The 25,672-nt window shown below is 24.7% G+C and carries 28 protein-coding genes, 1 rRNA gene and 1 pseudogene; 4 read left to right on the plus strand and 26 right to left on the minus strand.

Features of this window, described 5'->3' with window-relative positions; all coding sequences use genetic code 11:
• The 26 genes and pseudogenes from lplA to T364_RS0109255 form a co-directional block, all read right to left on the minus strand.
• On the minus strand, nucleotides 1–924 hold the full coding sequence (lplA, locus tag T364_RS10820) for a lipoate--protein ligase (RefSeq protein WP_051532715.1): 924 nt from the start codon (nucleotides 922–924) through the stop codon (nucleotides 1–3).
• Nucleotides 917–2,578 (minus strand): dihydrolipoyl dehydrogenase, encoded by a 1,662-nt coding sequence (gene lpdA / locus T364_RS0109145; RefSeq protein WP_027129325.1) that lies wholly within the window; start codon nucleotides 2,576–2,578, stop codon nucleotides 917–919. The genes lplA and lpdA overlap by 8 nt, the downstream gene beginning before the upstream one ends.
• A 21-nt stretch (nucleotides 2,579–2,599) precedes the next feature.
• Nucleotides 2,600–3,037 (minus strand): OsmC family protein, encoded by a 438-nt coding sequence (locus tag T364_RS0109150; protein ID WP_027129326.1) that lies wholly within the window; start codon nucleotides 3,035–3,037, stop codon nucleotides 2,600–2,602.
• Between the two features lie 12 nt (nucleotides 3,038–3,049).
• On the minus strand, nucleotides 3,050–3,445 hold the full coding sequence (locus T364_RS0109155; RefSeq protein WP_211249034.1) for a cupin domain-containing protein: 396 nt from the start codon (nucleotides 3,443–3,445) through the stop codon (nucleotides 3,050–3,052).
• Between the two features lie 2 nt (nucleotides 3,446–3,447).
• Entirely contained in the window at nucleotides 3,448–4,608 is a 1,161-nt protein-coding gene (locus T364_RS0109160) for an aminotransferase class V-fold PLP-dependent enzyme (RefSeq protein ID WP_027129328.1), read from the minus strand.
• A 14-nt stretch (nucleotides 4,609–4,622) separates the two neighbouring features.
• Nucleotides 4,623–5,876: a dicarboxylate/amino acid:cation symporter gene (locus T364_RS0109165; RefSeq protein WP_027129329.1), complete on the minus strand. Its 1,254-nt coding sequence runs from the start codon at nucleotides 5,874–5,876 to the stop codon at nucleotides 4,623–4,625.
• Nucleotides 5,877–6,135: 259 nt separating this feature from the next.
• Entirely contained in the window at nucleotides 6,136–8,199 is a 2,064-nt protein-coding gene (locus T364_RS0109170; protein ID WP_035945616.1) for a sigma-54 interaction domain-containing protein, read from the minus strand.
• A gap of 244 nt (nucleotides 8,200–8,443) precedes the next feature.
• Nucleotides 8,444–8,767, minus strand: coding sequence for an NUDIX hydrolase (locus T364_RS11225; RefSeq protein ID WP_211249035.1), 324 nt, complete (start codon nucleotides 8,765–8,767; stop codon nucleotides 8,444–8,446).
• 36 nt (nucleotides 8,768–8,803) lie between these two features.
• Nucleotides 8,804–9,013, minus strand: a complete 210-nt coding sequence (locus T364_RS11230; protein WP_211249036.1) for a hypothetical protein — start codon at nucleotides 9,011–9,013, stop codon at nucleotides 8,804–8,806.
• Between the two features lie 40 nt (nucleotides 9,014–9,053).
• The gene (locus tag T364_RS0109180) at nucleotides 9,054–9,773 is read right to left on the minus strand and encodes a Fic family protein (RefSeq protein WP_027129331.1); all 720 of its coding nucleotides are present in this window, start codon (nucleotides 9,771–9,773) and stop codon (nucleotides 9,054–9,056) included.
• Between the two features lie 326 nt (nucleotides 9,774–10,099).
• Nucleotides 10,100–10,363 carry a type II toxin-antitoxin system RelB/DinJ family antitoxin gene (locus T364_RS0109185; RefSeq protein WP_027129332.1) on the minus strand — a complete coding sequence of 88 codons (264 nt, stop codon included), beginning with the start codon at nucleotides 10,361–10,363 and terminating at the stop codon, nucleotides 10,100–10,102.
• A gap of 178 nt (nucleotides 10,364–10,541) precedes the next feature.
• Nucleotides 10,542–10,724, minus strand: a pseudogene (locus T364_RS11385) (autotransporter outer membrane beta-barrel domain-containing protein); the annotation flags it as partial.
• Between the two features lie 244 nt (nucleotides 10,725–10,968).
• Entirely contained in the window at nucleotides 10,969–11,748 is a 780-nt protein-coding gene (locus tag T364_RS0109190; protein ID WP_211249037.1) for a class I SAM-dependent methyltransferase, read from the minus strand.
• 249 nt (nucleotides 11,749–11,997) lie between these two features.
• Nucleotides 11,998–12,282: a 50S ribosomal protein L27 gene (gene rpmA, locus T364_RS0109195; RefSeq protein ID WP_027129334.1), complete on the minus strand. Its 285-nt coding sequence runs from the start codon at nucleotides 12,280–12,282 to the stop codon at nucleotides 11,998–12,000.
• Nucleotides 12,283–12,618, minus strand: coding sequence for a ribosomal-processing cysteine protease Prp (locus T364_RS0109200; protein WP_027129335.1), 336 nt, complete (start codon nucleotides 12,616–12,618; stop codon nucleotides 12,283–12,285).
• A 7-nt stretch (nucleotides 12,619–12,625) separates the two neighbouring features.
• On the minus strand, nucleotides 12,626–12,937 hold the full coding sequence (gene rplU / locus T364_RS0109205) for a 50S ribosomal protein L21 (RefSeq protein WP_027129336.1): 312 nt from the start codon (nucleotides 12,935–12,937) through the stop codon (nucleotides 12,626–12,628).
• A gap of 109 nt (nucleotides 12,938–13,046) precedes the next feature.
• A complete protein-coding gene (locus T364_RS0109210) occupies nucleotides 13,047–13,553 on the minus strand; it encodes a transcription repressor NadR (protein ID WP_027129337.1) in 507 nt (168 codons plus the stop codon).
• A 21-nt stretch (nucleotides 13,554–13,574) separates the two neighbouring features.
• Nucleotides 13,575–14,462 carry a B12-binding domain-containing radical SAM protein gene (locus T364_RS0109215; protein WP_211249042.1) on the minus strand — a complete coding sequence of 296 codons (888 nt, stop codon included), beginning with the start codon at nucleotides 14,460–14,462 and terminating at the stop codon, nucleotides 13,575–13,577.
• Between the two features lie 80 nt (nucleotides 14,463–14,542).
• Nucleotides 14,543–17,647 (minus strand): UvrD-helicase domain-containing protein, encoded by a 3,105-nt coding sequence (locus T364_RS0109220; protein WP_051532717.1) that lies wholly within the window; start codon nucleotides 17,645–17,647, stop codon nucleotides 14,543–14,545.
• Entirely contained in the window at nucleotides 17,647–20,277 is a 2,631-nt protein-coding gene (locus T364_RS0109225; RefSeq protein ID WP_027129340.1) for a PD-(D/E)XK nuclease family protein, read from the minus strand. The genes T364_RS0109220 and T364_RS0109225 overlap by 1 nt, the downstream gene beginning before the upstream one ends.
• A gap of 46 nt (nucleotides 20,278–20,323) precedes the next feature.
• Nucleotides 20,324–20,734: a bactofilin family protein gene (locus T364_RS0109230; RefSeq protein ID WP_027129341.1), complete on the minus strand. Its 411-nt coding sequence runs from the start codon at nucleotides 20,732–20,734 to the stop codon at nucleotides 20,324–20,326.
• A complete protein-coding gene (locus tag T364_RS11355; RefSeq protein ID WP_027129342.1) occupies nucleotides 20,674–21,597 on the minus strand; it encodes a M23 family metallopeptidase in 924 nt (307 codons plus the stop codon). The genes T364_RS0109230 and T364_RS11355 overlap by 61 nt, the downstream gene beginning before the upstream one ends.
• Before the next feature lie 33 nt (nucleotides 21,598–21,630).
• Nucleotides 21,631–21,747, minus strand: a 5S ribosomal RNA gene (gene rrf, locus T364_RS0109240).
• Nucleotides 21,748–21,774: 27 nt separating this feature from the next.
• Nucleotides 21,775–22,056: a cysteine-rich small domain-containing protein gene (locus T364_RS0109245; protein ID WP_027129343.1), complete on the minus strand. Its 282-nt coding sequence runs from the start codon at nucleotides 22,054–22,056 to the stop codon at nucleotides 21,775–21,777.
• A 12-nt stretch (nucleotides 22,057–22,068) separates the two neighbouring features.
• Complete coding sequence (locus tag T364_RS10830; RefSeq protein ID WP_081775696.1) at nucleotides 22,069–22,479, minus strand: toxin-antitoxin system YwqK family antitoxin; 411 nt, start codon at nucleotides 22,477–22,479, stop codon at nucleotides 22,069–22,071.
• An 18-nt stretch (nucleotides 22,480–22,497) separates the two neighbouring features.
• A complete protein-coding gene (locus T364_RS0109255) occupies nucleotides 22,498–22,947 on the minus strand; it encodes a SoxR reducing system RseC family protein (protein WP_027129344.1) in 450 nt (149 codons plus the stop codon).
• 143 nt (nucleotides 22,948–23,090) lie between these two features.
• On the opposite strand from T364_RS0109255, the gene T364_RS0109260 reads away from it, so the two are divergent.
• The 4 genes from T364_RS0109260 to T364_RS0109275 are packed head-to-tail and all read left to right on the plus strand — an operon-like array spanning nucleotide 23,091 to nucleotide 25,662.
• Nucleotides 23,091–23,759 (plus strand): hypothetical protein, encoded by a 669-nt coding sequence (locus T364_RS0109260; RefSeq protein ID WP_027129345.1) that lies wholly within the window; start codon nucleotides 23,091–23,093, stop codon nucleotides 23,757–23,759.
• A 13-nt stretch (nucleotides 23,760–23,772) separates the two neighbouring features.
• Complete coding sequence (locus T364_RS0109265) at nucleotides 23,773–24,351, plus strand: nucleoside triphosphate pyrophosphatase (protein WP_027129346.1); 579 nt, start codon at nucleotides 23,773–23,775, stop codon at nucleotides 24,349–24,351.
• Between the two features lie 15 nt (nucleotides 24,352–24,366).
• A complete protein-coding gene (gene scpB, locus T364_RS0109270; RefSeq protein ID WP_027129347.1) occupies nucleotides 24,367–24,939 on the plus strand; it encodes an SMC-Scp complex subunit ScpB in 573 nt (190 codons plus the stop codon).
• Between the two features lie 15 nt (nucleotides 24,940–24,954).
• On the plus strand, nucleotides 24,955–25,662 hold the full coding sequence (locus T364_RS0109275) for a pseudouridine synthase (RefSeq protein WP_027129348.1): 708 nt from the start codon (nucleotides 24,955–24,957) through the stop codon (nucleotides 25,660–25,662).
• Nucleotides 25,663–25,672: the final 10 nt, after the last annotated feature.

A 25,672-nucleotide genomic window follows, 5' to 3' on the forward strand; every position in this document is an offset into this window, starting at 1 on the left:
TTATTCACTCCTTAAATCATCTAAAAATATCTTTATTTCATTTTCTGAAAATTTTTTATTTATTAGTTTTTCTCTAAGAAAAATTAAATTCAATTTTTTTAAACTATCACTTGAGAAAATAATATCTTTTATAATTCCATTTGAAATTTTAAAAGATATTTTTAAAATACCTTCTTCATAAATAATTTCTTTTTCAAATATAAATTCAGGACAATTTTCTAAATTCCATTCTTCTTTTTTATATTCTCTATAATATTTTGGAAAAAAAATTTTTTTGTTATAATATTCTATATTAACATCTTCAGAAATTTTTTTCTTGTATTTTGTTATTAAAATCTCTTTCAATTCTTTTATATTAATACTTTTATTAAAATCTTTTAAATTTCCTACCCTACTTTTTATAGATGAAATTCCTTTAGAAATTAATTTAGAATATGAAGGTTTTAAAGAATTTACCAAATTATCTAAATCAACATTTACTAATAAAGTTCCATGTAAACACATTTTATTATTTATTTCATAAAATGCTTGACCTGATATTTTTTTATCTTTTATCAATATATCATTTCTTCCTGAAAAAAAACTATCTATATGTTTTTCTTTTAAGGATTCTATTAAAATTTCTTGATATTTTTGACTAATTTCTAAATCAGTATTATTAATAAATGTATAATTTAAATTTCCTAAATCTTGGTAAACTGCTCCTCCTCCTGACTTTCTTCTTAATAATTCTATATTTTTTTCCTTAAGAAAATTTAAATTACATTCTAAATATGGATTTTGATTTCTTCCAATTATAACACATGGAGAATTTATCCAAAGATATAAAATTTTTTCATTTCCTTTCAAATTCTCTAATAATTCTTCCTCAAGAGCAAGATTATAATAAGGATCATTTTCTTCAGAAATAATTATTCTATTCATAATAATGTATAAATCCTTTTTCAAATCCTAAAGAAGATTCCCATATTGCTTCTGATAATGTTGGATGAGGAAATACTAAATTTTTTATATCATTTATAGTTAATTTTTTCTTAATAGCCAAAGTTAATATAGAAATTAAAGATGAAGCTTCTGGTCCAACTATTGTTGCTCCTACTATTTCTTTACTTTCTTTATTGATTACAATTTTCACAAAACCTGTTGTTTCATTTTCAATTTTAGCCTTTCCATTTGCACTAAATGGAAACTTACTTTCTTTTATTTCAAAAGATGGTTTCATATTTTTTGTTATTCCTACAGTTGCAATCTCTGGTACAGTAAAAATTACACTTGGTATCAGTAACTCTTCTGATTTTTCACAATTATTTAAAATTCTATTTATTACAGAAATTCCTTGTGAATATGCTGCATGAGCAAGTTGAACTTTACCATTAACATCTCCAATTGCATATATTCCTTCTATATTTGTTTCAAAAAATTCATTTGTAATGATACCTTTTTTATTATATTTAATTCCTACTTCATCTAAATTCATCCTATCTAAAATAGGTTTTCTTCCTATAGAAACTAATACTTTATCTGCAACAGAAATATATTCTTTACCATTATTTCTATAAAAAACAACAGCTTTACCTTGTGTAGATTTTTCTATTCTTAATACTTCTGAAGAAGCTTTAATTACTACTTTTCTTTTTTCTAAAGAGGTTTTTATTATTTGCTTTGCTTCATCATCTATATTTGTTAAAATAGTTTCCCCAAATTCTAACATTTCCACCTTAGCTCCTAAAGCTGAATATATACTAGCAAATTCCATCCCTATAACTCCTGCACCTACTATTAATATAGAATCTGGCACTTGAAAGTTTTCTAAAACATCTTTACTATCTATACATACATCTTTATTAAACCACTCTGGTATAAAGCTTTCTGATCCTGTAGCAATTATAATAGTAGATGTCTTTATAGTATAAAGATTTTTATTATCTTCCACTTGAACTTCTTTATTATTCAATATCTTTCCAAATCCTTCAAGTAAAGTTACTTGATTAGATTGTAATAAAAATCTTATTCCTTCTTCATTTTCTTTACAAATTTTTTCTTTTCTTTCTTTTATTTTATCTATATCAAAAGAAAAGCTATTTACTTCAATTCCAAAAATATTACTTTCTTTTAATTTCGAATAAAAATTAGAGCTTTCAATAAATGTTTTTGTAGGAATACAACCATAATTAAGGCATGTTCCACCTAATTTAGATTTTTCAATAAGAACAACTTTTTTCCCTTTTTTAGCAGCATAAATTGCTGTTACATATCCTCCAGGCCCTCCTCCTATTATTACTATATCTGCCTTTAACTCTTTTTTATTTTTTTCTACAATTGTTTCTATAGATTCTGAATCTTCTATTTCTTTTTCTAAATATTCAAATAAAATATCACCTGCTTTTATTTCATCTCCTTCATTAATAAGAATTTTAGTTATTTTTCCATTAACTTCTGAAATAACAGGTCTATTTCCTTTTCCAGTTTCTATATTTAATAATACTTGTCCTTGAGAAATTACAGCATTTTCCTCTACCTCTATTACTCCTACTTTTGCTGTCTTTCCTCCCATTATTAAACCCATTCTTATTTCCAAAATAATCACCTCTTTTTAATATTATTCTAGAATAATTTCAGGTTTTTCTAATATAACATTATTTTTTAAAGAATCTCCTACTGGACACATTTTTTCTACTATTTTTACTAATTCTTCAATTTGAAATTTAGAAGCTGAACTTTTTATATGAAATTTAAAAGAAATTTTTTGAAATCCTGTTCTGACATTTGGATTACTAAATCCATCACTATCCATTTCTCCTACTGCTTCTATTTTTATATCTTCTAAAGGTATTCCATAAAAATCAGCAAATATAATAGCAGTTATAGTTTGACAGGCACTAAGACTACATAAAGCTAATTCAACTGGATTCATTCCTTCATTATTTCCTCCTTGATTTTCAGGTTCATCCAAAATAATTGAAAAATCTCTTGCAGTAGCTTTAACCTTTAATCCTTCTATTTTTTCAGCAAAAGCTTTATAAGTTTTTATTGCCATTTTTCTCAACTCCTAACATCCTCTTGTTAATGCTAAAGGATCTGTATCTCCTTCTTTAGTAACTATACATAAAGAAACTAAATTTTCTGTTTCAGAAACATTCCAAAATGAATGATTTGCTTCTTCAGGAACATAAACCCATGTTCCTGGTTCTAAATCATATATTTCTTCTTCAATTTGAAATTTTCCTTTTCCTTGAATGCATACAAACCAATGCACCCAAGGATGATGATTTTTAGCTGCTTTTCCTCCAGGAACTAAAGTAAAACATCTCATAACATGAGTAGGCCAAAATCTTTCTGGTCCAAAAACAACTCTCTTTGTTCCTCCTAACATGTGCATTCCTGCATCAATTTTAGGTAAATCTTCTATTTTTCCAGATAATACTACTTTTTCATTTTCTGCCATTTTTATTTCTCCTTTATCATCTTTTCTAAACATTCTAAGAAATTATCTATATCCTTTTTGTTATTATAATAATGAATTCCTAATCTTATTCTATCTTTTCCTTGAACCTTAGCTCTCATTTTATTCTTTCTTAATTTAGCTTCTGTTAATTCTAAAGATTCAGGAACCCTAATTGATACTAATCCAGATCTATATTTTCTATCGTGAGGATATGCTATAGAAACTCCTGAAATATTTTCTATTTTTTCATATAAATAGTCTGTTAAATCTAATATATAATTCTCTATATCCTTTCCACCTAAATAAAGATATCTTTTTACAGTTTCATAAAGTCCATATAATCCCACTGCTGGAAGACCTCCATTTTCAAAACGATATGCTCCTTTATTTACAATAAGATCAAATGGTTCTCCATTTATTCTATCTTCTACATTTGCCCATCCCATTTCATTTTGTGATAATTTATTTATAAAATTTTTATCAATAAAAGCAAATCCTATTCCTTGAATACTTTGAAGCCACTTATAAGAAGATGTTGTTAAAAAATCTATTTTCATATCTTTTACATTTAAATACATTGCTCCACATGCTTGAGTTGCGTCAACAGCAAAAGCTATTTCATTTTTTCTACAAAACTCTCCTATAGTTTTTAAATCATGTTTATATCCTGTTCCACTATCAACATAACAAACAGTAATTGCTTTTGTTTTTTCATCTACTAATTCAAAAATTTTTTCTGCTGGAATTTGACCATTTATACTCTTTACAACTTTTACATTTATTCCTATTTTTTTCTCTAAATTTAGCCAAACATAAGTCATTGCTGGAAAAGCTGTATCATATATGATAACATTATCACCTTTTTTTAATTCTAAACCATTAGTAAAAATATTAAATAATGTTGATGAGTTTTGTCCAAAAGCTATTTCTTCTTTTGACTCTGCCCCTATCATTTTTACTATATCTTCTCTAACATCATCTGCATATTCCCATTGAATATGATAATCATCGATATCAAGACTATGATCAACTCTAGTTTGTAAATAAGAGCACATCATGTTACATGCATATTGAGGAATAAGCCCCATTGTTGCTGTATCTAAATATGTATAATTATTTAAAATTGGATAATTCCAACGTTCTCTTTCAAATTTATTTTCCATTTTTTCTCCTTATTTTACTCTTTTGAAGTTAAATCTTTATGTATCCAATCTTTTCCTTCTACTAATTTTGAAACCATCATAGAAGCAATAGTGTCTCCAGTAGCATTTATACATGTTCCAGGTGGGTCTACTAAAAATCCTATTGTAGCTATAATTGGAAACGCTTCTGCAGGGAATCCATAAAGACTTACTATTAACATTTCACCTATTAATCCACCACCAGGAACTCCTGACATAACTACACCTGACATAACTGCTATAACCATTGCAGAAACGAATGTTCCTACTCCTGTAAAAGATTTTCCAAATATTCCAAATAAAAATGCTATTTTTAATAAAGTTGAAAATACTGTACCATCCATATGCATTGTTGCTCCAAGAGGTAAAACAATTTCTCTAATATCTTTAGGTACTCCTATATTTTTAGCAGCTTCTAAATTTACAGGTAAAGTAGCAACAGAACTTTGAGTTGCTATAGAAGTAGCAGTTGGAGGTAATATATATTTCCACATTCTTCTAACTCCTTCTTTTCCTGCAGACCAGTAAGCATATATAGGAAAGAATATAACAAAGTATAAGAAACATGCTGGGTAATATATTAACATTGCATGTCCATATGCTCCTAATAAATTTGGTCCAAATTCTCCTACAAGATTTGCAAAATATGCTCCTAATCCTATTGGTGCATATAGCATAATAATATTAACTATTTTCATCATTACTTCTGCTAAATTATTTATAACTTTACCTAAAGGACTCTCTTTTCCTCCACAAACACTTATACAGAAACCAAACAATATAGAAAATAATATTAATGGTAACATATTTTGACGAGATAATAATCCAGAAAAATCATTTACTGTTAAAGCTTTAATAATAGCTGATGATAAACTTATTTTTTCAATAGAAGCTGCACTTTCTAAAGTAATATTTACACCTGCTGCTGGTGGAAATAAAGTAACTAACACTATTATTAAGACACCTGCTATAATTCCTGTTATTGTAAATACTCCTATTAAGCTTGATAAAATTTTTCCTAAACGTTTCATATCTAACATATTTCCTATAGCACTAGCTATTGTTGAAAATACTAAAGGAACTATTGCTGTAAACATTAAATTTAAAAATATTTCACCAAAAGGTTTTAAAACAGTTGCTCTTTCTCCCATAACGATTCCTATTATAGAACCTATTATAATTGAAGAAATTAATAATATAGGAAACTTATAACTTGCCCATACACTTTTTTTACTTTCTGTGTTACTCATAATTAAATCCTCCTTGTTTTAGAATATATCTTCCGGATAAATATATTTTTTTATTTTTTTAGTACATATAAATTATACAAGCAAAACAAATGCCATTCTTTCAAATATATTTTAAAACCTTTATATTTAAAGAATTAGGAGTTTTTATTAAAAATGCTTTTTATAAAAAATATTTTATTTTTCTTTAATTGAATTCTTTTTATTATAAATAATTTAATTTACAATAATTATATTGTATTCATTATTTATAAAATATACACTATTTTTCTTTTAAATATTCATTTAAAAAATTTTTCCCTTCCATAGTTATTGTATTTCCTATCTTTCCTCTTTTTATTTCTATAAATTTTTTTAAATTTAATATTTCTAAAATTTTTCTTATTTCATAAAATGAAAGATTTAAGTGGCTATTTTTGGCCAATATATATATTTTTTCTCGACCAATAAATATTTTTTTCTCATTATATTCTTTTATTTTTTCTAAAACAAAAATTTCTTTATCATTTAGTTTTTCTTCCTCTATTCTCATAAAATTTTCTTTTTCTATATTTAATATTTTATTTTTTTCTTTAAAGAAATTTGATGGTAAATCTTCTATTTCTATAGTTTTTTTATCCAAAAAGAAAAAATAATCTATATAATTCCTTAATTCCCTAATATTTCCTCTCCAATAATAAGAATACAATGCTTTTTTTACTTCTGAACTTAAATATAGTTTTTTCTTATTTTCTTCTGAAAAAGCTTCTATTAAAGGAAAAATATCCTCTGGTCTTTCACGCAAAGGAGGAATATTTATTTGTAAAGTACTTAGTCTATAATATAAATCTTCCCTAAACTCTCCTCTTAACATCATTTCTTCCAAATCCCTGTTAGTTGCTGCTATTATTCTTACATCTATTGATATTAATTTAGTATCCCCTAACCTCATAAATTCTTTTTCTTGAATAACTCTTAATAATTTTAATTGTAATAAAGGAGTCATTCCCTCTATTTCATCTAAAAATAATGTTCCGTTATGAGCAAATTCAAAGAATCCCATTTTTCCTCCTCTTTTTGCTCCTGTAAAAGCCCCATCGACATATCCAAATAATTCACTTTCTAATAAATTTTCAGGTAATGCACCACAGTTTAAAGCAATAAATGGAAAATTTTTTCTTTCAGAAGAATTATGTATAGACTGTGCAAATAACTCTTTTCCTGTTCCACTTTCTCCTGTTATTAAAATAGGAGATTTTGTTTTAGACATTTTTTCAGCCATTTTTTTTATATTAATCATTTTATTACTTATTCCTATGATATCTGAAAACGTATATTTCGCTACATGCCCTTTATTTAATAATTGATTACGAACTTTTTGCTGTTTTTCTTCTTCTTCTTTAAAATATTGTAAAATAGTTAAAAACCCCTTATTTTTTTGATTATAATTAATAGGATAGATACTTATAGTTATTAAATTATCATCAATTTTAATCAATTTTGAATCTACTTTTTTTAATCCATTTTTAAATTCATCAAAAGGTAAAAAAGGAAAAAGTTCTTCTGCTTTCTCTCCTATTTTTAAAGATAAATCTTGTTTTAAAATCCCTTCTGCTTTCTTATTCGAAATAAAAATCTTTCCCTCTTCATTAACACCTAAAACCCCAATTTCTAAAATATCAATAATATTTTGAAAACCTAATTCTAATTGTAAACTTCTTCCAAATAATTCATCAAAATTATAACTATTTGATGTAATGGAAGATAAATGTTTTTTCCATCTTTGACTTTCCCAAAGATTATACATTTTTAATTTTAAAGCAATTTCAACTAATGTACCGTTATCTACCTCACGTTGTCCTATATTAATTATATTTTCTATTCCTGAAGGAACAAACCTCTCTTCATCTGGAGTTATTGCATATTTTATATCTTTATCTTTTATCTCTTTAAGATTTGCTCCTGGGTAAAACGGAATATAATTAAATTGGTTTAGACCTAATTGAATTAAACTAGTTATAGCCTCTTGTGCCATTTCTTTATTTAAATTTACTAATAAAACATTTTCTTTTTTGGGGATATTTTTTAGTTTTTCAAGATTTTTCTTAGAAAAGGTTACATGCAAAATTACAACAGGTATTTCCTTAGCTATATCTTTATAAAAAGAAGGTAATTTTTCTAAGGCGTCTGTAGTTATACAAAATAAGTCAGCACTTACCTTTAAATTTTCTATATTAGCAACTATTTCCGAATAAACTTCTACCTTATTTTCTAATAAAAATTTTAAATGATTAGCATGAAAAGTTCCTGCTCTTTTATCACAAGTTATTACAACAATTTTCTTCATTTTAACTCCTATTATTTCTTTATAAAATTTTTATAATATAATTATAGGATATTTTTTATATTTTTCAATCTAAAATAATATTAAATTAAAATAAGAATAAAAATTTAAATCATAATTTTCTTTAAATATAAAAAGACATGTAATATTATTACACGTCTTTTTATATTGTCTCTAAAATTAACTACTTATACTTTAAAGTATTTTATTTTTTTATATTATTTAATAATTTATAGCTATTTATATTTTAATTCATAATATTTTTCACTTTCTCATTTAATTTTGAATAAATATTTTCAACAAACCATTTTTCAATTGATTTCTTTGAAATATCTTCTACATCTATCCACATTAAACCACTATTTTCATCTGGTTTTATAGAAAGCTTTTCATTTATATGTCCTTCTAATAAAAATGTTAAGTTTAAGTGAAGATGAGAGGATACATATTTTCCCTTTTTTACATGTCCATTTACAGTAAGTATTTCTAAAGAAAAAATATCTTCTAATAAAAATTTAATATTTGTAATTCCACTTTCTTCTTTTATTTCTTTTAATACCACTCTTTTCAAATCACTATCTCCATCTACATGCCCACCAAGCCAAGCTCAAGAATTATATATATTATGATAGCACATTAATACTTTTTTTCTATTTGGACTTATTATCCAAGCTGATACAGTAAAATGACATTTTTTATTATCTCTTGTTAAAATATCTTTTTCATTTTTTAGTATTTCAAGAATAAGTTCTTTATCTTTTTCTTCTTGCTCATTAAAAGGTATATACCTTTCAATATCTTTTCTCAATTTTTCCATATTTTTCCTCAAAATTTTATTTTTTATAAAAATTTATATTTTAATCTGTGTATTTTAGATACTCTTCTAAAGATTTTATAATATGGTCATTAAAAAAATCATAAGCTTCACTATAGTCTAAATAATAACTTTTATCCAATATTTGATAGTATTCTAATCTATCAATAGCTAATATTGTTATTGGAGGATAACCTAATTTTAGAAGTTCCAAATTGGTTAAAAGCCTAGAAGTTCTCCCATTTCCATCAATAAAAGGATGTATATTTATAAATCTACAAGTTAATTCTATTATTCTATTTATTGTTGGAGTATCTTCTCTATACCATTTTAAAAGTTCAAACATCTGTTCTGACACTAAATAATGAGGTGTTACCGGATGTGTAGCTCCTCCAATTTCTATATCAGTAGTTCTATATCTTCCTGCATTCATCCTATCTATTCCATCAAGCATTATAGAATGAATTGACTTTATATCATATTCTGATAATTTTTCATTTTTTAAAGTTTCTATATAACCAAGTGCTTCTGCATGATTTTTTACTTCCAAATGTTCTCTTAAAGTTTTTTTAACAACAGTAATTCCTGTTTCTATTATTACCCTTGTTTCTATCTCACTAAGAGTATTTCCTTCAATAGCATTTGAATTATAAGTATTTTTTATTATATAATTCTCTTTTATTCTTTTTAATATACTTTGAGAAAGTGGTCTTTTATTATCTAATTCATTTTTCAAGTTTTTTATTCTTTCTAATTTAGTCATTTTTTATTTCCACTTTCCTTTTATTTTAATACCCTATTATAACTTGTAAGTTTAATATTTTTATTAGTATTATATCATATTTTAATAAAATTCTTTATTTTATTCTATAACTTACACTTCTACCCTTCTTTGTCTTTTCTACTATATCTAAATCTTGCAATCAACAATGAGATTTTCTACAAATTTTATATTTCTTCAATCCTAACACTATATTATCTATTCTAACACTATTATATCATATATTAACAGTGTTAGTATTTTTTATAATTGTAATTTTTCATTTATTCTCTATATTATTTTTTTAAATTTTACTATATTATCTAAATTTAAACATCTAAATCTTCCATCATTTCTTCAAAATTATTAAAAGTTTTACTTAAATTTTTTCCTTTTTTTACATCTTCTATAGCCTCTATAGTTTCTTTATTAGGATTTAATGCTAAATCAAAAGGTACTCTTTGTTCTCTAATTACAGCTTTCATAAAAAGATTTATTATTACAGACATATCCATTCCTAATTTTTCACAGATAGAATTAAATTCTTTTTTAACTTCTTCATCAGTTTTTATTATTAAATCAACTTGTACCATAGAATCACTCTCCTACAATTCAGTAATAATATTATAATACTTTATACAATATTATTTTAAAGTTTTTATCTTTATATTTTAAATATAAAAAGCTTGAGAAAATCTCAAGCTTTTTTATAAAGTCTATATTAAAATATTAATTTTTTTAGAATTCATATCTAAATCCTAAATTCCCTTGTCAATTTGTTTGTATCTCTGTACTTCCTATTCTTTCAAAGTCTACATATAGATTTAGATTTTCTAGTACTCTATAGTTTGCTCCTATTCCATATTCTATCCAACTATCTCCTAAATCTTCTGTAAATATTTTTCCATTTATTGTTGTATCTAATTCTCTAGCAAATTCTTTTACTCTAGCTACTCTTACATATACATTTCAAAATTATTCCTATTCTTCCTAAACTCATTCCAAATGTATTATAATTTCCTTTAGAATTTATTCCACTTAAGCTTGTTACACTAAACTTTACAAAGAGCGAAAACAGACCATGAAACAGACTGATTTTTTGTGAATGGGATTGGACAAGAAATCAGGCTGGTTCAGAGAATGCCAACACACAAAATGCACCATTCATCTTGACCGTTGATTGACTTGGCTAACTTTGTTATATGCCACATTCATAGATAAACATTTTGCACTGATCATTAACAGCGGGTTCTTTCTGATAATTAGAATAGACAGATATGTTCTTAAAGCCACACCTCCGCAGATATTCATCCATCTCTCCGTATTGGTACAGATGTGTCTGAAAATCCATGGTTTCTCTTTGCAGCAATTCTGCTCCATGATAGAGTTCGTAAATAGACGGAGAAAACTGCGTCTGGCTTTTTTCGTCATAATGGTTTTTCCCTTTCAGGATCAAGTCATATCCCTCTTTTGTTTTCACCGAAACATTTACTTTGTAGTTACTTTCCTCTTCACATCGGTCAAAGATGGTATCAACTGCAAACACAAATTTCCCGCCAGGAGCCAACAGTCCTTTCATCTTCTGCAAAATTCCTTGACACATCTTCATGTCTGTAAACAGTGAAATGGAACCAGAGGGAATAAAAATATAATCAAACTGTTCCTGTACAACATAATCGATGATGTCCACCTGTATCACTTTTGCATCTGGCACTTTCTGCTTTAATTTCGCTAACATTTCTCCTGACAAATCCATCCCACTGATGTCAAAGCCACGCTCTAAAAACGGAACAAAAAAACGTCCACTGCCACACAGAGGTTCCAATATTTTCTTTCCATTTTCTGCATAGGAAAGATAAAAATCTAATTCATCCTGTGGTGCTTGTTCGTGTAAGATTTCATACATTTCAGTACACAAGCTACCATAATAGTTTTGTTTTAATTCTCCTTCTAAAAATCCAAAAATATATTCTCCCACAATAAAAAATCTCCTTTATTATATTATTACTTATTATATCATTATTTTATAAAAAAGTAATATATATTAAAAATAAATTTTCTATTTAAAGAATGAATTTGACTTTTTTATTGTTTTAATGGGACTATCGTATTCCTAAATAGCTCCTATAGTAAAAATGCTGAAAATAAATTTTTCTTTTTGGTATTTTGTCTTTTAAATAAAAAAGCCCTGTAAATACAGGGCTTTTGATGTTCTTCGTTAAAAGAATTACTTTTCTGCGTAAACAGAAACTTGTTTCTTATCTCTTCCTAATCTTTCGAATTTTACATATCCGTCGATTAATGCAAATAATGTATGGTCTTTACCTTCTCCCATATTTGCACCTGCGTGGAATTGATTTCCTCTTTGTCTAACTATAATGTTTCCAGCTTTAACAGCTTCTCCATCATATTTTTTAACTCCAAGGTATTTAGGATTAGAATCTCTTCCGTTTTTAACAGAACCTTGTCCTTTTTTATGTGCAAATAATTGTATATTTAATGTAAATAACATCTAATTTTCCTCCTTCTCTACAAGCTTTATATTTTTAGGATATTCTTTGGCTAGTCCTCTAAGGATTACTACCATGCTTTCTAAAAGAGTATGCACTTCTCTTTCTTTTCCTTTTAAATTCATACCGTCAAGGTCGACACATATGAAACCATCAGAATTTATTTCAAATCTTGGATAAATATCTAATACATCTTGAAATCCAGCAAGAGGCATTTGTAATGCAGTAGATAAAGCTGCACAAACTATATCATATCCATATTCTTCATATTCTGAATGTCCAGTAGCTTGATATTTTACTATGCTACCTTTTTTTCTAATAACTTCAATCTTTGTCATAATTTAATTATGCATTGATTGCTGTAACTTTAATTTCAGTGAAAAGTTGTCTATGACCTTTTTTTCTGTGGTTTCCTGTTTTTGGCTTGTATTTGAAGTTAATAACTTTTGCACCTTTTCCTTGGTTTAAAACTTCCACTAGAACTTTTGCTCCTTCAACTACTGGAGTTCCAACTTTAACGTCATCTCCATTAGCTACTAATAGAACATCTGTTAATTCTACTGTTTGATTAACTTCAGCATTAAGCTTCTCAACTCTTAAAACATCACCTTCTGCAACTTTGTACTGTTTACCACCAGTTTTTATAACTGCGTACATATAAGCACCTCCAAAAGTATATATTTGTCGCTAGTTTAGGTTGCTGAATACCTTTCCTATGCGTACTTGATTAGTATATCATTTTTTCTTATAAAAATCAATAGTTTTTTTATTTTATTATATAGTTTTTATTTCTCAATTCCTTTTCAATATAATCTAAATCTTTTTCAGAAGAAGCTCTTATAGTATGAAAATGATTTCCAGAAGTCAAATTTTTTAAAGGTTTAGAAGCTCCCTCTTCTATTTTTTTTAAAAATTCTTTTACATCTTTTCTTGATTTTATATTTAATTCAGCCTTTAAATTTCCATAAACTTCATGATTTATAAATACATCTATGACTTCTCCACCTAAATCTACAATTAAATTTAACTCATCTTCTATATTTTCGTCATTGTGAGAAACTTCCACAACTTTTTCAAAATATACAGGCTCTTGTAACAAATATCCTCTTGCAGTAGAAATTATATCATGTCCTTTGGCTCTTAAAAGGGCTATATCTTGAACAATTACCTGTCTACTAACTGAAAAAGTTTCTGAAAAAAAACCACCTGATGTAGGTTTAGAATTTTTCTTTAAAGTTTCTAATATTTTTTCTCTTCTTTCTTCTCCTAACATTTTTCCCTCTTTTAAACTATATTAATATCTTAAATATCTATCATTTCTTTCTCTTATATAGTCATTATTTATTACAAAATTTATTTCTGACAAGAATTTTTCCTTATCTTCTGGGAAATCTCCTTTAAGTCCTAAATAGTTAGAAGCATGGTTTGACCTAAATATAACTTTTTTTCCTTCTGGTATATTTATATTTTCTATCATCATTCTTATTTCTTTTAGAATATCTTCACCTTTTGCTTCTCTAAATTCTCCTCTTAGAACTCTATCATAAATCTCTGTTCCATCATGAACAACTAAGCATAAAACACTTAAATAATCTGGAACAATTTTATTTACAACTTCTGCTGTTTTTAAAGCATGATTAGTATAATCTCTATCTCCTAAAACCCCAGCTATAACTGTCATAGATAACATAAATCCAGCTTCTTTTGCTTTTAAAGAAGCCTCAACTATTTTTTCAGAAGTTACACCTTTCTTTATCTCTTTTAAAACTTCATTATCTCCACTTTCTAAACCTATATATACAAGAGAAACTCCCTTTTCTCTAATTGCTTTTAATTCCTCTGGAGTTTTAAATAATATAGATTTTGGACTAGCATATAAAGATATTCTTTCTCTTTCTGGAAATTTTTCATTTATATAATCTAGTATCTCAAGTAATCTTGGTGTAGGAATAATTAAAGCATCTCCATCAGCTAAAAATATTTTTTCTGCATATCTAATTTCTTTTCTAAATATATCTATCTCTTCTTTTATTTGCTCAAATGGTTTTATAGTAAACTTTTTTCCTTTATACATTTTACAAAAAGTACATTTATTATGTGAACATCCTAAAGTAATTTGTAAAATCAGACTATAAGCTTCGCTTGGAGGCCTATATAAAGGATAATCATATATATCATCTATTGTTCTCATTTTTCCTCCTAAATTTATCTACAATATTTGAAAATTATACCATATTTAACTATTTTTTTCAATTTTACTATTTAGTATATTTCTATATATTTAGTAAAAATTTTATAATCTTTAGCATTTTCTTTTAATAAATTAAAAACAAGTTTTTTATAATTTTCAATTTGTTCCTCTTCATATCCACCTGTTTTATAATCTACAATTAAAATTTCTTTTTTATTTTTATCTATCATAATTCTATCTATTCTATAAAGCTTCTTATCTTCCTCAGAATAAATAGAATATTCATTATATATAATATCCCACTTCTTAGAAAAAATTTCTTTATTTTCCTCAATAATTCTTTTTATCCTAGAAAATGAAAGTATCTCTTTTTCCAATCTCTCTCTTTCAAATATAGTTCCATATTTTGATATAACTTTTTCTCTAGACTTTAATATTTCTTCTTCATCTCCATAATATATATTTTCTAGAAAAGAATGGATTACATTTCCTATATTTCTTTTTTCCTCTATTTCTAGACTGTATCTATAAATATCCTCTTTAATTTTTTGAGAATTTTTAGAAAGACTCTCTTCTAAATATCTATTCTCACTAAAATCAATTATAATATTTTCATCTTTAGAAGTTTTTTCTATATTTTCTTTTTTACTTTCAAAAGGTTTTATTACTCCTTGAATATAAATTTTATTTTCTGAGGTTACATATTCGTTTAATACATTAGTTCCAACTCTATCTTTTATAAATTTATTTACTAAAATTATAAGATTACTTTTTGGACGAGTAAGAGCCACATATAAATTATTTATCTCCTCTTCTTCCTCTTTTTTATCTTTAATCTCTTTAAAATCACTTATATTATCTAATTTTGATAAAATTTCTTCATAAGACGAGTCTATAATAAGATATTCTTCTATTCCACTATAATCCTTATTAAATTTTAAATTAAAATTAAATCCTTTATCAGACTTTTTACTTTCATCAGAATAGATATAAATTACAGTATCAAATTCCAACCCCTTTGATTTGTGGATTGTCATTAGATTAACACCATTCACATTCTTTGAAGTTATTTGTTGATATTTTTCATTAGAATAATTATTATTTACTTCATAAAGAAAATCTTCTACAGAATTAAATTCCTTAACAATTTCTACAAACTTATAGATATTTTTTATATCGTTTTCTTTTTTGTAAATATCAACAATGGAAAAAGTTTTTATACACTCTATTATAAAATTATCCAAAGATAAATTTTCATTATAGACTTCATATAAGTAAATTATTTTAGTTATTACTTTTTTTTCTTCAATATACTCTTCTAAAGATAATATTTTTTCTAAAGTTTCCTTTATATTTTCATCTGTTTGAAAACTGATATCAATTACTTTTTCTAAAAAATCATCTCCTACAAAAATAATATCATCTCTTAAAAATTCTAAAAGATAAAATATATTATTTTTATAAAAATATTTTAAAAGTTTTAATATAGGGACTACACATCTATGTTCAAATATACTTTTTCTAGTTTCTAAGAAATAAGGAATTTTATTATCATTTAATAAATTGGCTACATCTATCAAAGTTTTATTTTTTCTAGCTAGTATTCCTACCCCTCTATAATCTCCTTTAAATTCATCATTTAAAGTTTTTAAAATCTCTTCTAAATATAGATTTTTTTCTACATTTTCACCTTTTTTAGATTTTTCACCTATACAGTTTACTATTTTTATTAATCCCTCTTCATCTTTTTTACTACTATTAATATTTGAAAAATCCCAAGTAACATTTGCTTTTTCTGAAACATTTGTAAAAAATTCATTGGTAAAATTTACTATATTTTTTTCACTTCTAAAAGAAGTTTCTAAAGTTTCAACCTCTCCATTTAAAATATTTGGAAGTTCTGTAAAAAGATTTTTTTCTCCTCCACGCCAGCCATAAATACTTTGTTTTTCATCACCAACACAAATTATATTTTCTGCACTGTAGAAAAAACTCTCCAACATTTTCCATTGACTTATACTTGTATCTTGAAACTCATCTATAAATATAGAAGTACATTTACTATCAATTATCTCCTGCATATATGGAGTGATTTTTCCATCTTCTATAAGGTTAAGATTTTTATCTTCCATATAAATCATCAAATAATCTTTTATATCATCTTGAGTGAATTTCTTTTCTTTTAACTTAAATTCATCATATAGAGAATACATAGTATCTAAAAAACTTAAAACTCTATTTTCATATGGAATTACTTTTTCTGTAAATATTTTTTTAGCTAACTCTCTATCAAATTCTTCTTTTAACTCTACAAGATTTTCTATAATCTCTGTTACTCTTTCATCTTTACTTTTTCTTATTTTACTACCATTATAAAAATTTTTACCAAATATCTCTTTCCAATTTTTTTCTATATACTCAAATTTTTCATCACTATTTTCCAATTTTATATAATTTTGATAAATAGTATTTACATAACTTCCAATAGGTTCACTATCTTTATTTTTATAAGTCATAAAATCTTTTACTAATTCTTCAGATTCTGATAAGATTTCTACAAATTTATCATTGGAATAATCATATCCCTCTCTCTTTAAAAAGTTTCCTTTTTTTACAAAAATATATTTCCATCTATCTCTTATAATATCTCTCAAGACTTCAATATATTTATTTATGTCCCTTTCTACTTTCAGAGCAAAGAAATCTTTAAACTCTTCAAACAGTTCCTCATCAGCAGAAATTTTTTCAAAACATTTTTTTAATATCTCTAAATTTTCATTTTCATCTATAATTTCATAGGATATTATCCCTTTCATTGGAGCTATAACACTTTTAAAAATAAGAATTTTAAAAGCATCTAAAGTAAAAATCTTTAAATTTTCTTTATTGTATAAAACCTCTTTATAAATTTTTTCAATTTTAGATTTTTCTATTTCAAGATTTGGATATAAATTTATAATATTCTTTTTTAATTCTATTCCATCTTTAGTTTCAAAAGTTAAATCTCTTAAAAACTCCAATATTCTATCTTCTAATTCTCCAGTTGCTTTATTTGTAAAAGTCATAACTATAATATCTGAAAATTTTTCTCCTTTTAATAGAGAAACCACATATTCTAAAGCAAGTCTATAAGTTTTTCCTGTTCCAGCACTAGCTTTTAAAATTTTTCTAGACATTATATCACATCCCTTCTACATATATTTAAAAAGCTACAATTTCTACATTCAGAAACTTTTTCAGCTCTTAAATAAGTTTTTTCCTCTATAAAATTATTTAAGATTTCATTTAATTTTTCCTTTGTAACTAAACTTTCTTCAATCTCTTTCATCTCTTCTTTTATAACATTATAGATTATCTTTTTAGCTACATTAGAATCTCCATAGAGCATAAGAGAATAAATATCAAGCTGCCCATCTGCTGTTCCACCTGTTTTATAATCTATTATATATTTTTCCTCTTGGCAATCTACAACTAAGTCTATTCTTCCTTTCAAAACTATGTCTGGTTTTGTTTTATCATCTTCATTATAATCACTAAAATAAACTCTCCCTTTTTCACTAAAGAAAGTATTTATTTTTTTGTCAGAAAATTCTTTTTCTATTTTTTTATAAAAAGTTTTTACCCCATTTTTTATTGTAGGTATCATTATCTTTTGAAAATATAAGTCCATATAAACAGGTATTTTCATTGTATTTTTTTCTAATTCTTGAGATAATATTCTATCTAATAAACTTTCATCTATAGAAAAATCTCTTTTTTTGATAATATTATAATAAGTTTTATCAACTATCTCTTCAAATATTTTGTGGACTATATTTCCTAAAAGTGCAAAGGAACTTCCAAACTCATCTTCTACATCTTCATAAATTCCAACTACTTTTTCTAAAAAATATCTATATTGGCATTTTTCAAGTTGTAAAGCATCATAAGTCCCAAAAGTCATTTTTCCATCTTCATTTATTAATCTTGAAAAATCTTTTTTCATTTGATAGTTATTGCTTATTATATTAAAATCTTTTTCTCTAAAGAAATATTCCTCTATAATATTATTTATAGTTTCTTTATTAAGTTTATTTTCCTCTATTGTTATGCCACATTCTAAAATTATCTCTTCTAAAAATGAAGATTTATCAATTTTACTATCACTATCTTTTTTATAGAAAATTATATTTTTATCAGCATTTAATATTCCTTGTAAAAATCTATATTTTAATATATTTATTTTTTCCTCTTCAGTTATAAACCCCATTTGATTAAGTTGTCTATCTGTAAAAATTTGATGTTTATCTTTTATTTTAGGAATAAAATTATTATTTATATCTATAAAATAAGCTTCTCCTCTAAAATTTAATCTTGATTCTTGAATATCTCTTATTATTCCTTTTATCTCAATAGTTTTTTCTTTATCTACAGATTCTAACTCAATCCCTTCCATATATTTTCCAAGTAAAATATATAGATATTTTCCAATCTCTTTATTAAAAATCTCTTTAAATCCATTTTTTCCAAATAAAAGCTCACTACTTTTTATATTAAAAATAACCTCATGGAATTTTTCGAAAAAGTCTGTATATATATTTTCAATTAAATTTTCAAATCCAATCTCTTTAAAATAATTATAAAATTCATCAACTGTTTTAAATTTTTCTATTTTTTCCAAATCTTTCTTTATTTCTCTAAAGATTTTTTCTATTTTAATTTTTCTATCTTCACTAAAAATTTCTGTTTTTTCAAATATAATTTCATCTAAATATTTATATTCTCTATTAAAAATTTCAAAAAAATCTCTTTTTGCTTTCAAATCTATTCCATAAATTTTATTAAATATTTTATTATCTAAAGCTTTTCTTAAAATTTCTACTTTTATCCCTTTTCTTTTTTTAGGTTCTATTGAAAAAAGTAAATCACTTTGTATTTTTAAGAATTTATAAAATTCTGTTTCCTCTAATTTTTTTAATTTTCCTGTATAAAAATATTTTGGTAAAAGTTTAGAAAAAGTGTTGCCATCTACATTAGGAGTATATATATAACCTATTTTTTCTTTTTCATTTAAAAGAGTTAGTAAATTCAATATTTCCTCTATATCTTCATTTATTTGATAAACTTTTATATTTTCTTTATTTAAAAATATATTTTTATTTATTCCAAGTTTATTAAATTTTAATTCTTTTTCATTATATATTTTTGAATTTCCTTGAATTACAATTTCTATTTCTAAAAAGCTATCTATTTTTTCTAAAACCTTTTTTATTATAGGAGTAAAATATGGTATATCTATAAAAATTATCTTCTTAAATTTTTTTAAAAAATTTTCATTAAAATTTTCTAAATCTATTATCCAATCACTTGGAATAAAATTATTTTTATTTAAAAATTTATCATATTCTTTTTTCATTTTTTGAAATTTTTCTATTTTATCAATTTGCCAATCTTTTAGTAAAGAAGTGTCTATAGTTTGTATAAGATTTATATTTAACTCTTTATAATATTTAAAAAATAAGTCTGCAATGTCAATAATATCATAATAATTATTTATATTAAATTCCTCTTTTAAAGAAGTAGAGATATTCTTATACAAAGTAAGAGGTCTTTTAGCTTCTGTTAATATTATTTTATTAGTTGTAAAAATATTTTTTTGAAATTCTTCTAAAGTTAAAAATGTTCCCTCTTTTTCTAATATATTTTTTTCTCTATTTCTTAAAAAATAATTTTTTAAAAAATAATCATTAAAAACTAAAAGAGTCGTTTCTTTATTCTCTATATTTTTTATATAATCTTCCTTAAAATTAATATATTCAAACCTCATACTTCCTCCATATTAATAAAGCTGGTCTTTCAAAGACCAGCTTCTATTATTTTTTCTTTTCAATTTCTAATATTATATTTTTATCTGGTAAAAAAGCTTCTCTATGTTTACTAGTTCCTTCGAATATAACGCCCTCTTTCATCAATATTCTATTGCTTATAATTTCTCCTTGAACCACACATTCATCTACAAGCTCAATATAGTCAGCCTCTAAATGTCCTGTATATTTTCCCTGAACAGTTATTTTTCTTGCAATTATACTTCCATCACAAATACTAGTTTTTCCAATAACAACTTCAGAATTACAATAAATTTTTCCAGAAATTTTTCCTGCTATCTGAAGATTTCCTGCTATTTTTAAATCTCCTTTTATTTCACTACCAAATGCAATATTTGTTATCTCTTTTCCTGAAAAATCTGTAGTTGTTGTCTTATCATTTCTACTAAAGACTGCCATTTTACCCCCTTCTCTTTTTCAAAAAGATTATTATACTTATCTATATTCCATTCTGTAAAATTTATTGGGTCCATTCTTTTTCCCAAATAATGAATCTCATAATGAAGATGTGGTCCTGTTGACCTTCCTGTACTACCTACCTCTCCTATTTTTTGACCTTTTTTCACTATTTCCCCAACTTTAACATCTATTTTACTCATATGAGCATAATAAGTTTTAAATCCATAACTATGAGCTACAATAACTAAATTTCCAAAACCACCTGAATTATATCCTGCAAATTCTATAATTCCATCAGCAGTAGTAACAATTTTAGTTCCTTTAGTTCCTTTAAAATCCAAACCATAATGATATAATTTTTTTTCTAATACTGGATGGTCTCTTGTTCCAAATAAACTTGAATAACCTTTAAATGGTTCTAGTGGTTGTCCACTAGGAACAACTTCTAATAAAAATCTTCTTTCTAGCACACTCATTTTAGCTAAATCTAATTTTTCCGTTTCTGTTAATTGTTCTGGAAGTCCTATATCTTCTCCCATTAATTTTTCAATTTCATCTATTTTTGAAGTGATATTTTCTAATTCTACTTCTTTTTCTGTTATTTTTTTATTTGCTTCCTCTAACTGTACAAGATATTCTTTTTTATTATCCTCTATTTTATCAACTAATTTTTCATTTTCTACTCTATAAAAACTATATAAATTAACTTTATGATTAAGTATTAACACCACAGTTATCAATGCTGCTATACTAAAAGTAAATAATATCCCTATAACCAATAAATATTTTTTTACTATTTTATCAAAAGAATAACATTTCATCCCTTTTAAATCTGTTATTGTAACATAATATCTATTTTTCAAAATAGCCTCCAATTTTTTCTGAATAATAAAAAAGCTTAGAAACTTCCTATCCTCCCAGAGGGCTGCCCCCCAAGTACTTTCAGCGTTTACGAGCTTAACTTCTAGGTTCGGTATGTTACTAGGTGTACCCTCGTAGCTATAGTTTCTAAGCAATAAAGATAGTAACATAATTTAGTCCTATTTGTCAATATTTTTTTTATTTTTTTCTAAAACTTTTTTTATATTTTTTTGTATATGTTCATATCCTATCCCTTTTATATGAGGTAATATACAGTTAGAACAATCTTTTATTCCTTGCTCTGTATATTTAAAATTTCCACCACAATTTTCTCCTAAAGAATACAAAGGACAATAACAAAATAAACAATTAAATTTTTCAGAAAAATTTTTTATTTTATGGCAAGGAAAATATTCACACTCTTTATTTTGAAAAAATTTGTAATTTTCTTTATTTTCCATCTTTCTCTTTCCCTAATTATATCTTTTCCATTTTCCTGTAGCTTTCCCATCTTTAAAACGCCCTACTATTCTAGGACTACCATCCAAATTAAAAAGTTTGTAATATCCATCTTCTATTCCTTCTTCATAAAAAACTTCCATATATTTTTTTCCATCTTCTGTATAGACAATATATTTTCCATCTAGTTTTCCATCTTTCCAATTTTCTATTGTCTTTAATTTTCCATTAGAGTAAAAAGAAAGCCATTTTCCATTTGCCTTTCCTTTATAAAAATATTGTCTATCCCTTCCATCTTTTAAAACTCCTGTAAAAGGTTTTTTATCATCTTTATTTAATAATATTCCATTATTTTCTTCTAGTTTTATTTTTTGACTAAAAGAAATTGTAAATATCAAAGAAAAAAAACATAGAAATTTTTTCATAGACATTACTCTCCTAATTTATTTTTTAGTACTACAATTTGATACTTCATTGTCTTTAGTATCTTCTTCTACTTTTGTTATATTCATACTAACTTTCTCTTTAACAATAAATTTATCATATAAATGTATAACTAAAAATGTTAAAAAAAGTCCAATAAAAGAATATAAAACGCTTACTCCTTCACTTTTTCCTAAATAACTTCCTATTCCAAATCCAACAACCATCATAATAACAGGAATTACATATACTAGAAATCCAATCTTCAACATTTTAGAATCTTCTAGTTCAAAAGTTACAATATTTCCAACTTTTATTTCTCTCTCTTTTGGATTAAAATCTAATTCTATTTCTCTTGTTAATTTATTTGCTTCTCCACACCCTGAACAATGGGCACAAGAACTCTCTTTAAACATTTTTACTGTAATTTTTCTACCATTTATTTTTGTTACTTTACCACTACTTTCCATTTTCATGCTCCTATTTTTTGTATTTTCAAAATAATTATATCATATTTTTATTTTTTAAAAAAGTCATTCTTTATATTTCTTGAAATTAAAAATTTAATATGATAAAATATTATGAATTTAGTTTAATTTATTAGGTGATTGTATTGAAATTTTTAGAAAATTTTAAAATTGTTTTTATATATATAATTTTTTCATTTATATTTTTTGGTTTTATAAAATTTTCAAATATACCTTTATCTAACTTTTATACAACATTATTTCCTTATTTTGGGGTCTTCTATTATATCCTAATTTTAAATATATTTGCTGACATTTTATTTTGTTTTAATAAAAATAAAATTAAACGTACTGTTTATAGAATAAGATTAATATTCTTCAATATTTCTTTTTTAGCAATAGCTTTTCTTGTAGTTTTAGGATATGCAAAAATTACTGCTGAATTAACTCCTTTTCATCTTTTATTTATATCATTAAATACTTTTCATTTAGGATATATGTTTACTGAGCTTATTTTATATCTTTTTGAAAAATTTGATTTTGTAATTCTTTTAGGAGTAACATTTAGTATACTATTTTTTTCTCTGTTTATTTCAGGAGCTGGAATTATATCTCTTTTTATTAAAAAAAGAAAGAAAGAATCTATTCATATTGCAAATTTAGAAAAGAAAAAAGCAGATATTCAAACTCGTATTGATATAAAAGAAGCTCTTATAAATGAAGAGGAAGATGAGTATATAAAATATAATCAAGCTCAAGATATAGCAATCAAAGAACAATTAGAAAGAGCTCGTAAAGAGAAATTTAAAATTTAATAAAGGTGATAAAATGATACTAGCTTCAAATTCTCCAAGAAGAAAAGAAATTTTAGAGAATTTTGGTTTTAATTTAAAAATAATTACTAAAAATATTGAAGAAATAAGTGATAAAAAAAATATAACAGATAAAATTATGGATATTGCCAATAAAAAAGTTTTAGCTGTAGCTAAAGATTATCCCAACGAATATGTAGTTGGGTCTGATACTGTAGTGGTTATAGATAATGAAATTTTAGGAAAACCTAAAAATGAAAATGAAATTTATACTATGTTAAAAAAGCTTTCTAATAGAGAGCATGAAGTTATAACAAGTTTTTCTCTAGTAAATATATCAAAAAACTTATCTATTTCTGATTTTGAAATTTCAAAGGTACAGTTTAAAAATATAAGTGATGAAGAGATAAAATGGTATATAGATACTAAAGAACCTTTTGATAAAGCTGGAGCTTATGGTATTCAAGGAAAAGGAAGTTACTTTGTAGAAAAAATTCAAGGAGATTTTTTCTCAATAATGGGATTTCCTATTGGAAAATTTGTTAGAACTTTAAATAAAATTGGTATCTCTCTTAGTGATATAGATAAATTATAATAGGTGATTATAAACATGGAAAATTTCTTAATTAATGTTGATGAATTAAAAAATAAAATAGAGGCTATTCTTTTTATAGGTGGTGAAGATATAAAAATAAAAGATATTTCTAAATTTTTTGGAATTCCTATTGATAAACTTATACCGATTATATATGAATTAAAAGGTGAAAGAAAATCATCTGGAATAAATATAGAAATCTCTGATTCTAACATCTATTTAGTTTCTAATCCAAAATATGGTGGTGTTATAAATAATTTCTTTGAGCAAGAGAAAAAGCCAAAAAAATTATCTGCTGCTACTTTAGAAACTCTTTCTATAATAGCTTACAATCAACCTATTACAAAAAGTGAAATTGAATCTATAAGAGGAGTTAATGTAGATAGTATTATTGGAAACTTAGAGAGCAGAAAATTTATAAGAATTTGTGGAAAAAAAGAAACTGTTGGAAGACCTAATCTTTATGAAGTTACAGAAAAATTCCTTGGATATTTGGGAATAGATTATGTCAATGAATTACCTAATTATCAAGAGATAAGAGAACAAATTGAAAGATTAAGTTATAATGAAAATAAAGGAAATGAATAAAATTTTATGGAGAAAATAAGAATAAATAAATATTTAGCAAATTTAGGTGTAGATTCAAGAAGAGCTATTGATAAACTTATTGATGAGGGAAAAATTTTAGTTAATGGAAGTGTGGCTCTTTCTGGAATGAAAGTTGATGAAAATGATGAGATTATTATAAATGGAAAAAATATAAATAAAAAATCTCAAAATAAAAAAGTATATTTTATGCTTAATAAACCTCAAAAAGTTTTATCAGCTGTAAAAGATGATAGAGGTAGAAAATTAGTTACAGATTTAATAGATACTGATGAAAGAATATTTCCTATTGGTCGTCTAGATTATGATACAGAGGGACTTATTATTTTAACAAATGATGGAGATATTTATAACCGAGTAATTCATCCTAGAGGAGAGGTTTTTAAAACTTATTATGTAGAAATTCAAGGAAGTATCTCTATGACATCTCTTAATAAAATAAAAAAAGGAATTGAGTTAGACGGAAAAATGACTCTTCCTGCAAAAGCTAAAATTATTTCTTCTACATCTAATAATACAACTTTAAATGTATCTATAAAAGAGGGAAGAAATAGACAAATAAGAAGAATGTTTGAAAGTGTTGGACATAAAGTGACATTTTTAAAAAGAATCTCTATTGGTAATTTAATCTTAGATGAAAAACTTAAAATTGGTGGTTATCGTCCACTTAAAAAAAGTGAAATAAATTATCTATATTCATTGTAAGTAATTTTAA

This window comes from Fusobacterium perfoetens ATCC 29250 (assembly GCF_000622245.1).
In the GTDB taxonomy this organism is placed as follows: Bacteria; Fusobacteriota; Fusobacteriia; order Fusobacteriales; family Fusobacteriaceae; genus Fusobacterium_B; species Fusobacterium_B perfoetens.

Bases quoted from the DNA above. Each gene is read 5' to 3' on its own strand.
- T364_RS0109265 (WP_027129346.1), top strand. From the start codon at position 23,773: ATGATACTAGCTTCAAATTCTCCAAGAAGAAAAGAAATTTTAGAGAAT.
- T364_RS0109225 (WP_027129340.1), bottom strand. From the start codon at position 20,277: ATGAGGTTTGAATATATTAATTTTAAGGAAGATTATATAAAAAATATA.
- T364_RS0109150 (WP_027129326.1), bottom strand. From the start codon at position 3,037: ATGGCAATAAAAACTTATAAAGCTTTTGCTGAAAAAATAGAAGGATTA.
- scpB (WP_027129347.1), top strand. From the start codon at position 24,367: ATGGAAAATTTCTTAATTAATGTTGATGAATTAAAAAATAAAATAGAG.
- T364_RS0109180 (WP_027129331.1), bottom strand. From the start codon at position 9,773: ATGACTAAATTAGAAAGAATAAAAAACTTGAAAAATGAATTAGATAAT.
- rplU (WP_027129336.1), bottom strand. From the start codon at position 12,937: ATGTACGCAGTTATAAAAACTGGTGGTAAACAGTACAAAGTTGCAGAA.
- T364_RS0109220 (WP_051532717.1), bottom strand. From the start codon at position 17,647: ATGTCTAGAAAAATTTTAAAAGCTAGTGCTGGAACAGGAAAAACTTAT.
- T364_RS0109255 (WP_027129344.1), bottom strand. From the start codon at position 22,947: ATGGAAAGTAGTGGTAAAGTAACAAAAATAAATGGTAGAAAAATTACA.
- T364_RS0109160 (WP_027129328.1), bottom strand. From the start codon at position 4,608: ATGGAAAATAAATTTGAAAGAGAACGTTGGAATTATCCAATTTTAAAT.
- T364_RS0109165 (WP_027129329.1), bottom strand. From the start codon at position 5,876: ATGAGTAACACAGAAAGTAAAAAAAGTGTATGGGCAAGTTATAAGTTT.
- T364_RS0109155 (WP_211249034.1), bottom strand. From the start codon at position 3,445: ATGGCAGAAAATGAAAAAGTAGTATTATCTGGAAAAATAGAAGATTTA.
- rpmA (WP_027129334.1), bottom strand. From the start codon at position 12,282: ATGTTATTTACATTAAATATACAATTATTTGCACATAAAAAAGGACAA.
- T364_RS10830 (WP_081775696.1), bottom strand. From the start codon at position 22,479: ATGAAAAAATTTCTATGTTTTTTTTCTTTGATATTTACAATTTCTTTT.
- T364_RS0109200 (WP_027129335.1), bottom strand. From the start codon at position 12,618: ATGACAAAGATTGAAGTTATTAGAAAAAAAGGTAGCATAGTAAAATAT.
- lplA (WP_051532715.1), bottom strand. From the start codon at position 924: ATGAATAGAATAATTATTTCTGAAGAAAATGATCCTTATTATAATCTT.
- T364_RS0109170 (WP_035945616.1), bottom strand. From the start codon at position 8,199: ATGAAGAAAATTGTTGTAATAACTTGTGATAAAAGAGCAGGAACTTTT.
- T364_RS0109210 (WP_027129337.1), bottom strand. From the start codon at position 13,553: ATGTTAGGAGAAGAAAGAAGAGAAAAAATATTAGAAACTTTAAAGAAA.
- T364_RS0109185 (WP_027129332.1), bottom strand. From the start codon at position 10,363: ATGGTACAAGTTGATTTAATAATAAAAACTGATGAAGAAGTTAAAAAA.
- T364_RS0109230 (WP_027129341.1), bottom strand. From the start codon at position 20,734: ATGGCAGTCTTTAGTAGAAATGATAAGACAACAACTACAGATTTTTCA.
- T364_RS11230 (WP_211249036.1), bottom strand. From the start codon at position 9,013: ATGGAAAAATTGAGAAAAGATATTGAAAGGTATATACCTTTTAATGAG.
- T364_RS0109245 (WP_027129343.1), bottom strand. From the start codon at position 22,056: ATGGAAAATAAAGAAAATTACAAATTTTTTCAAAATAAAGAGTGTGAA.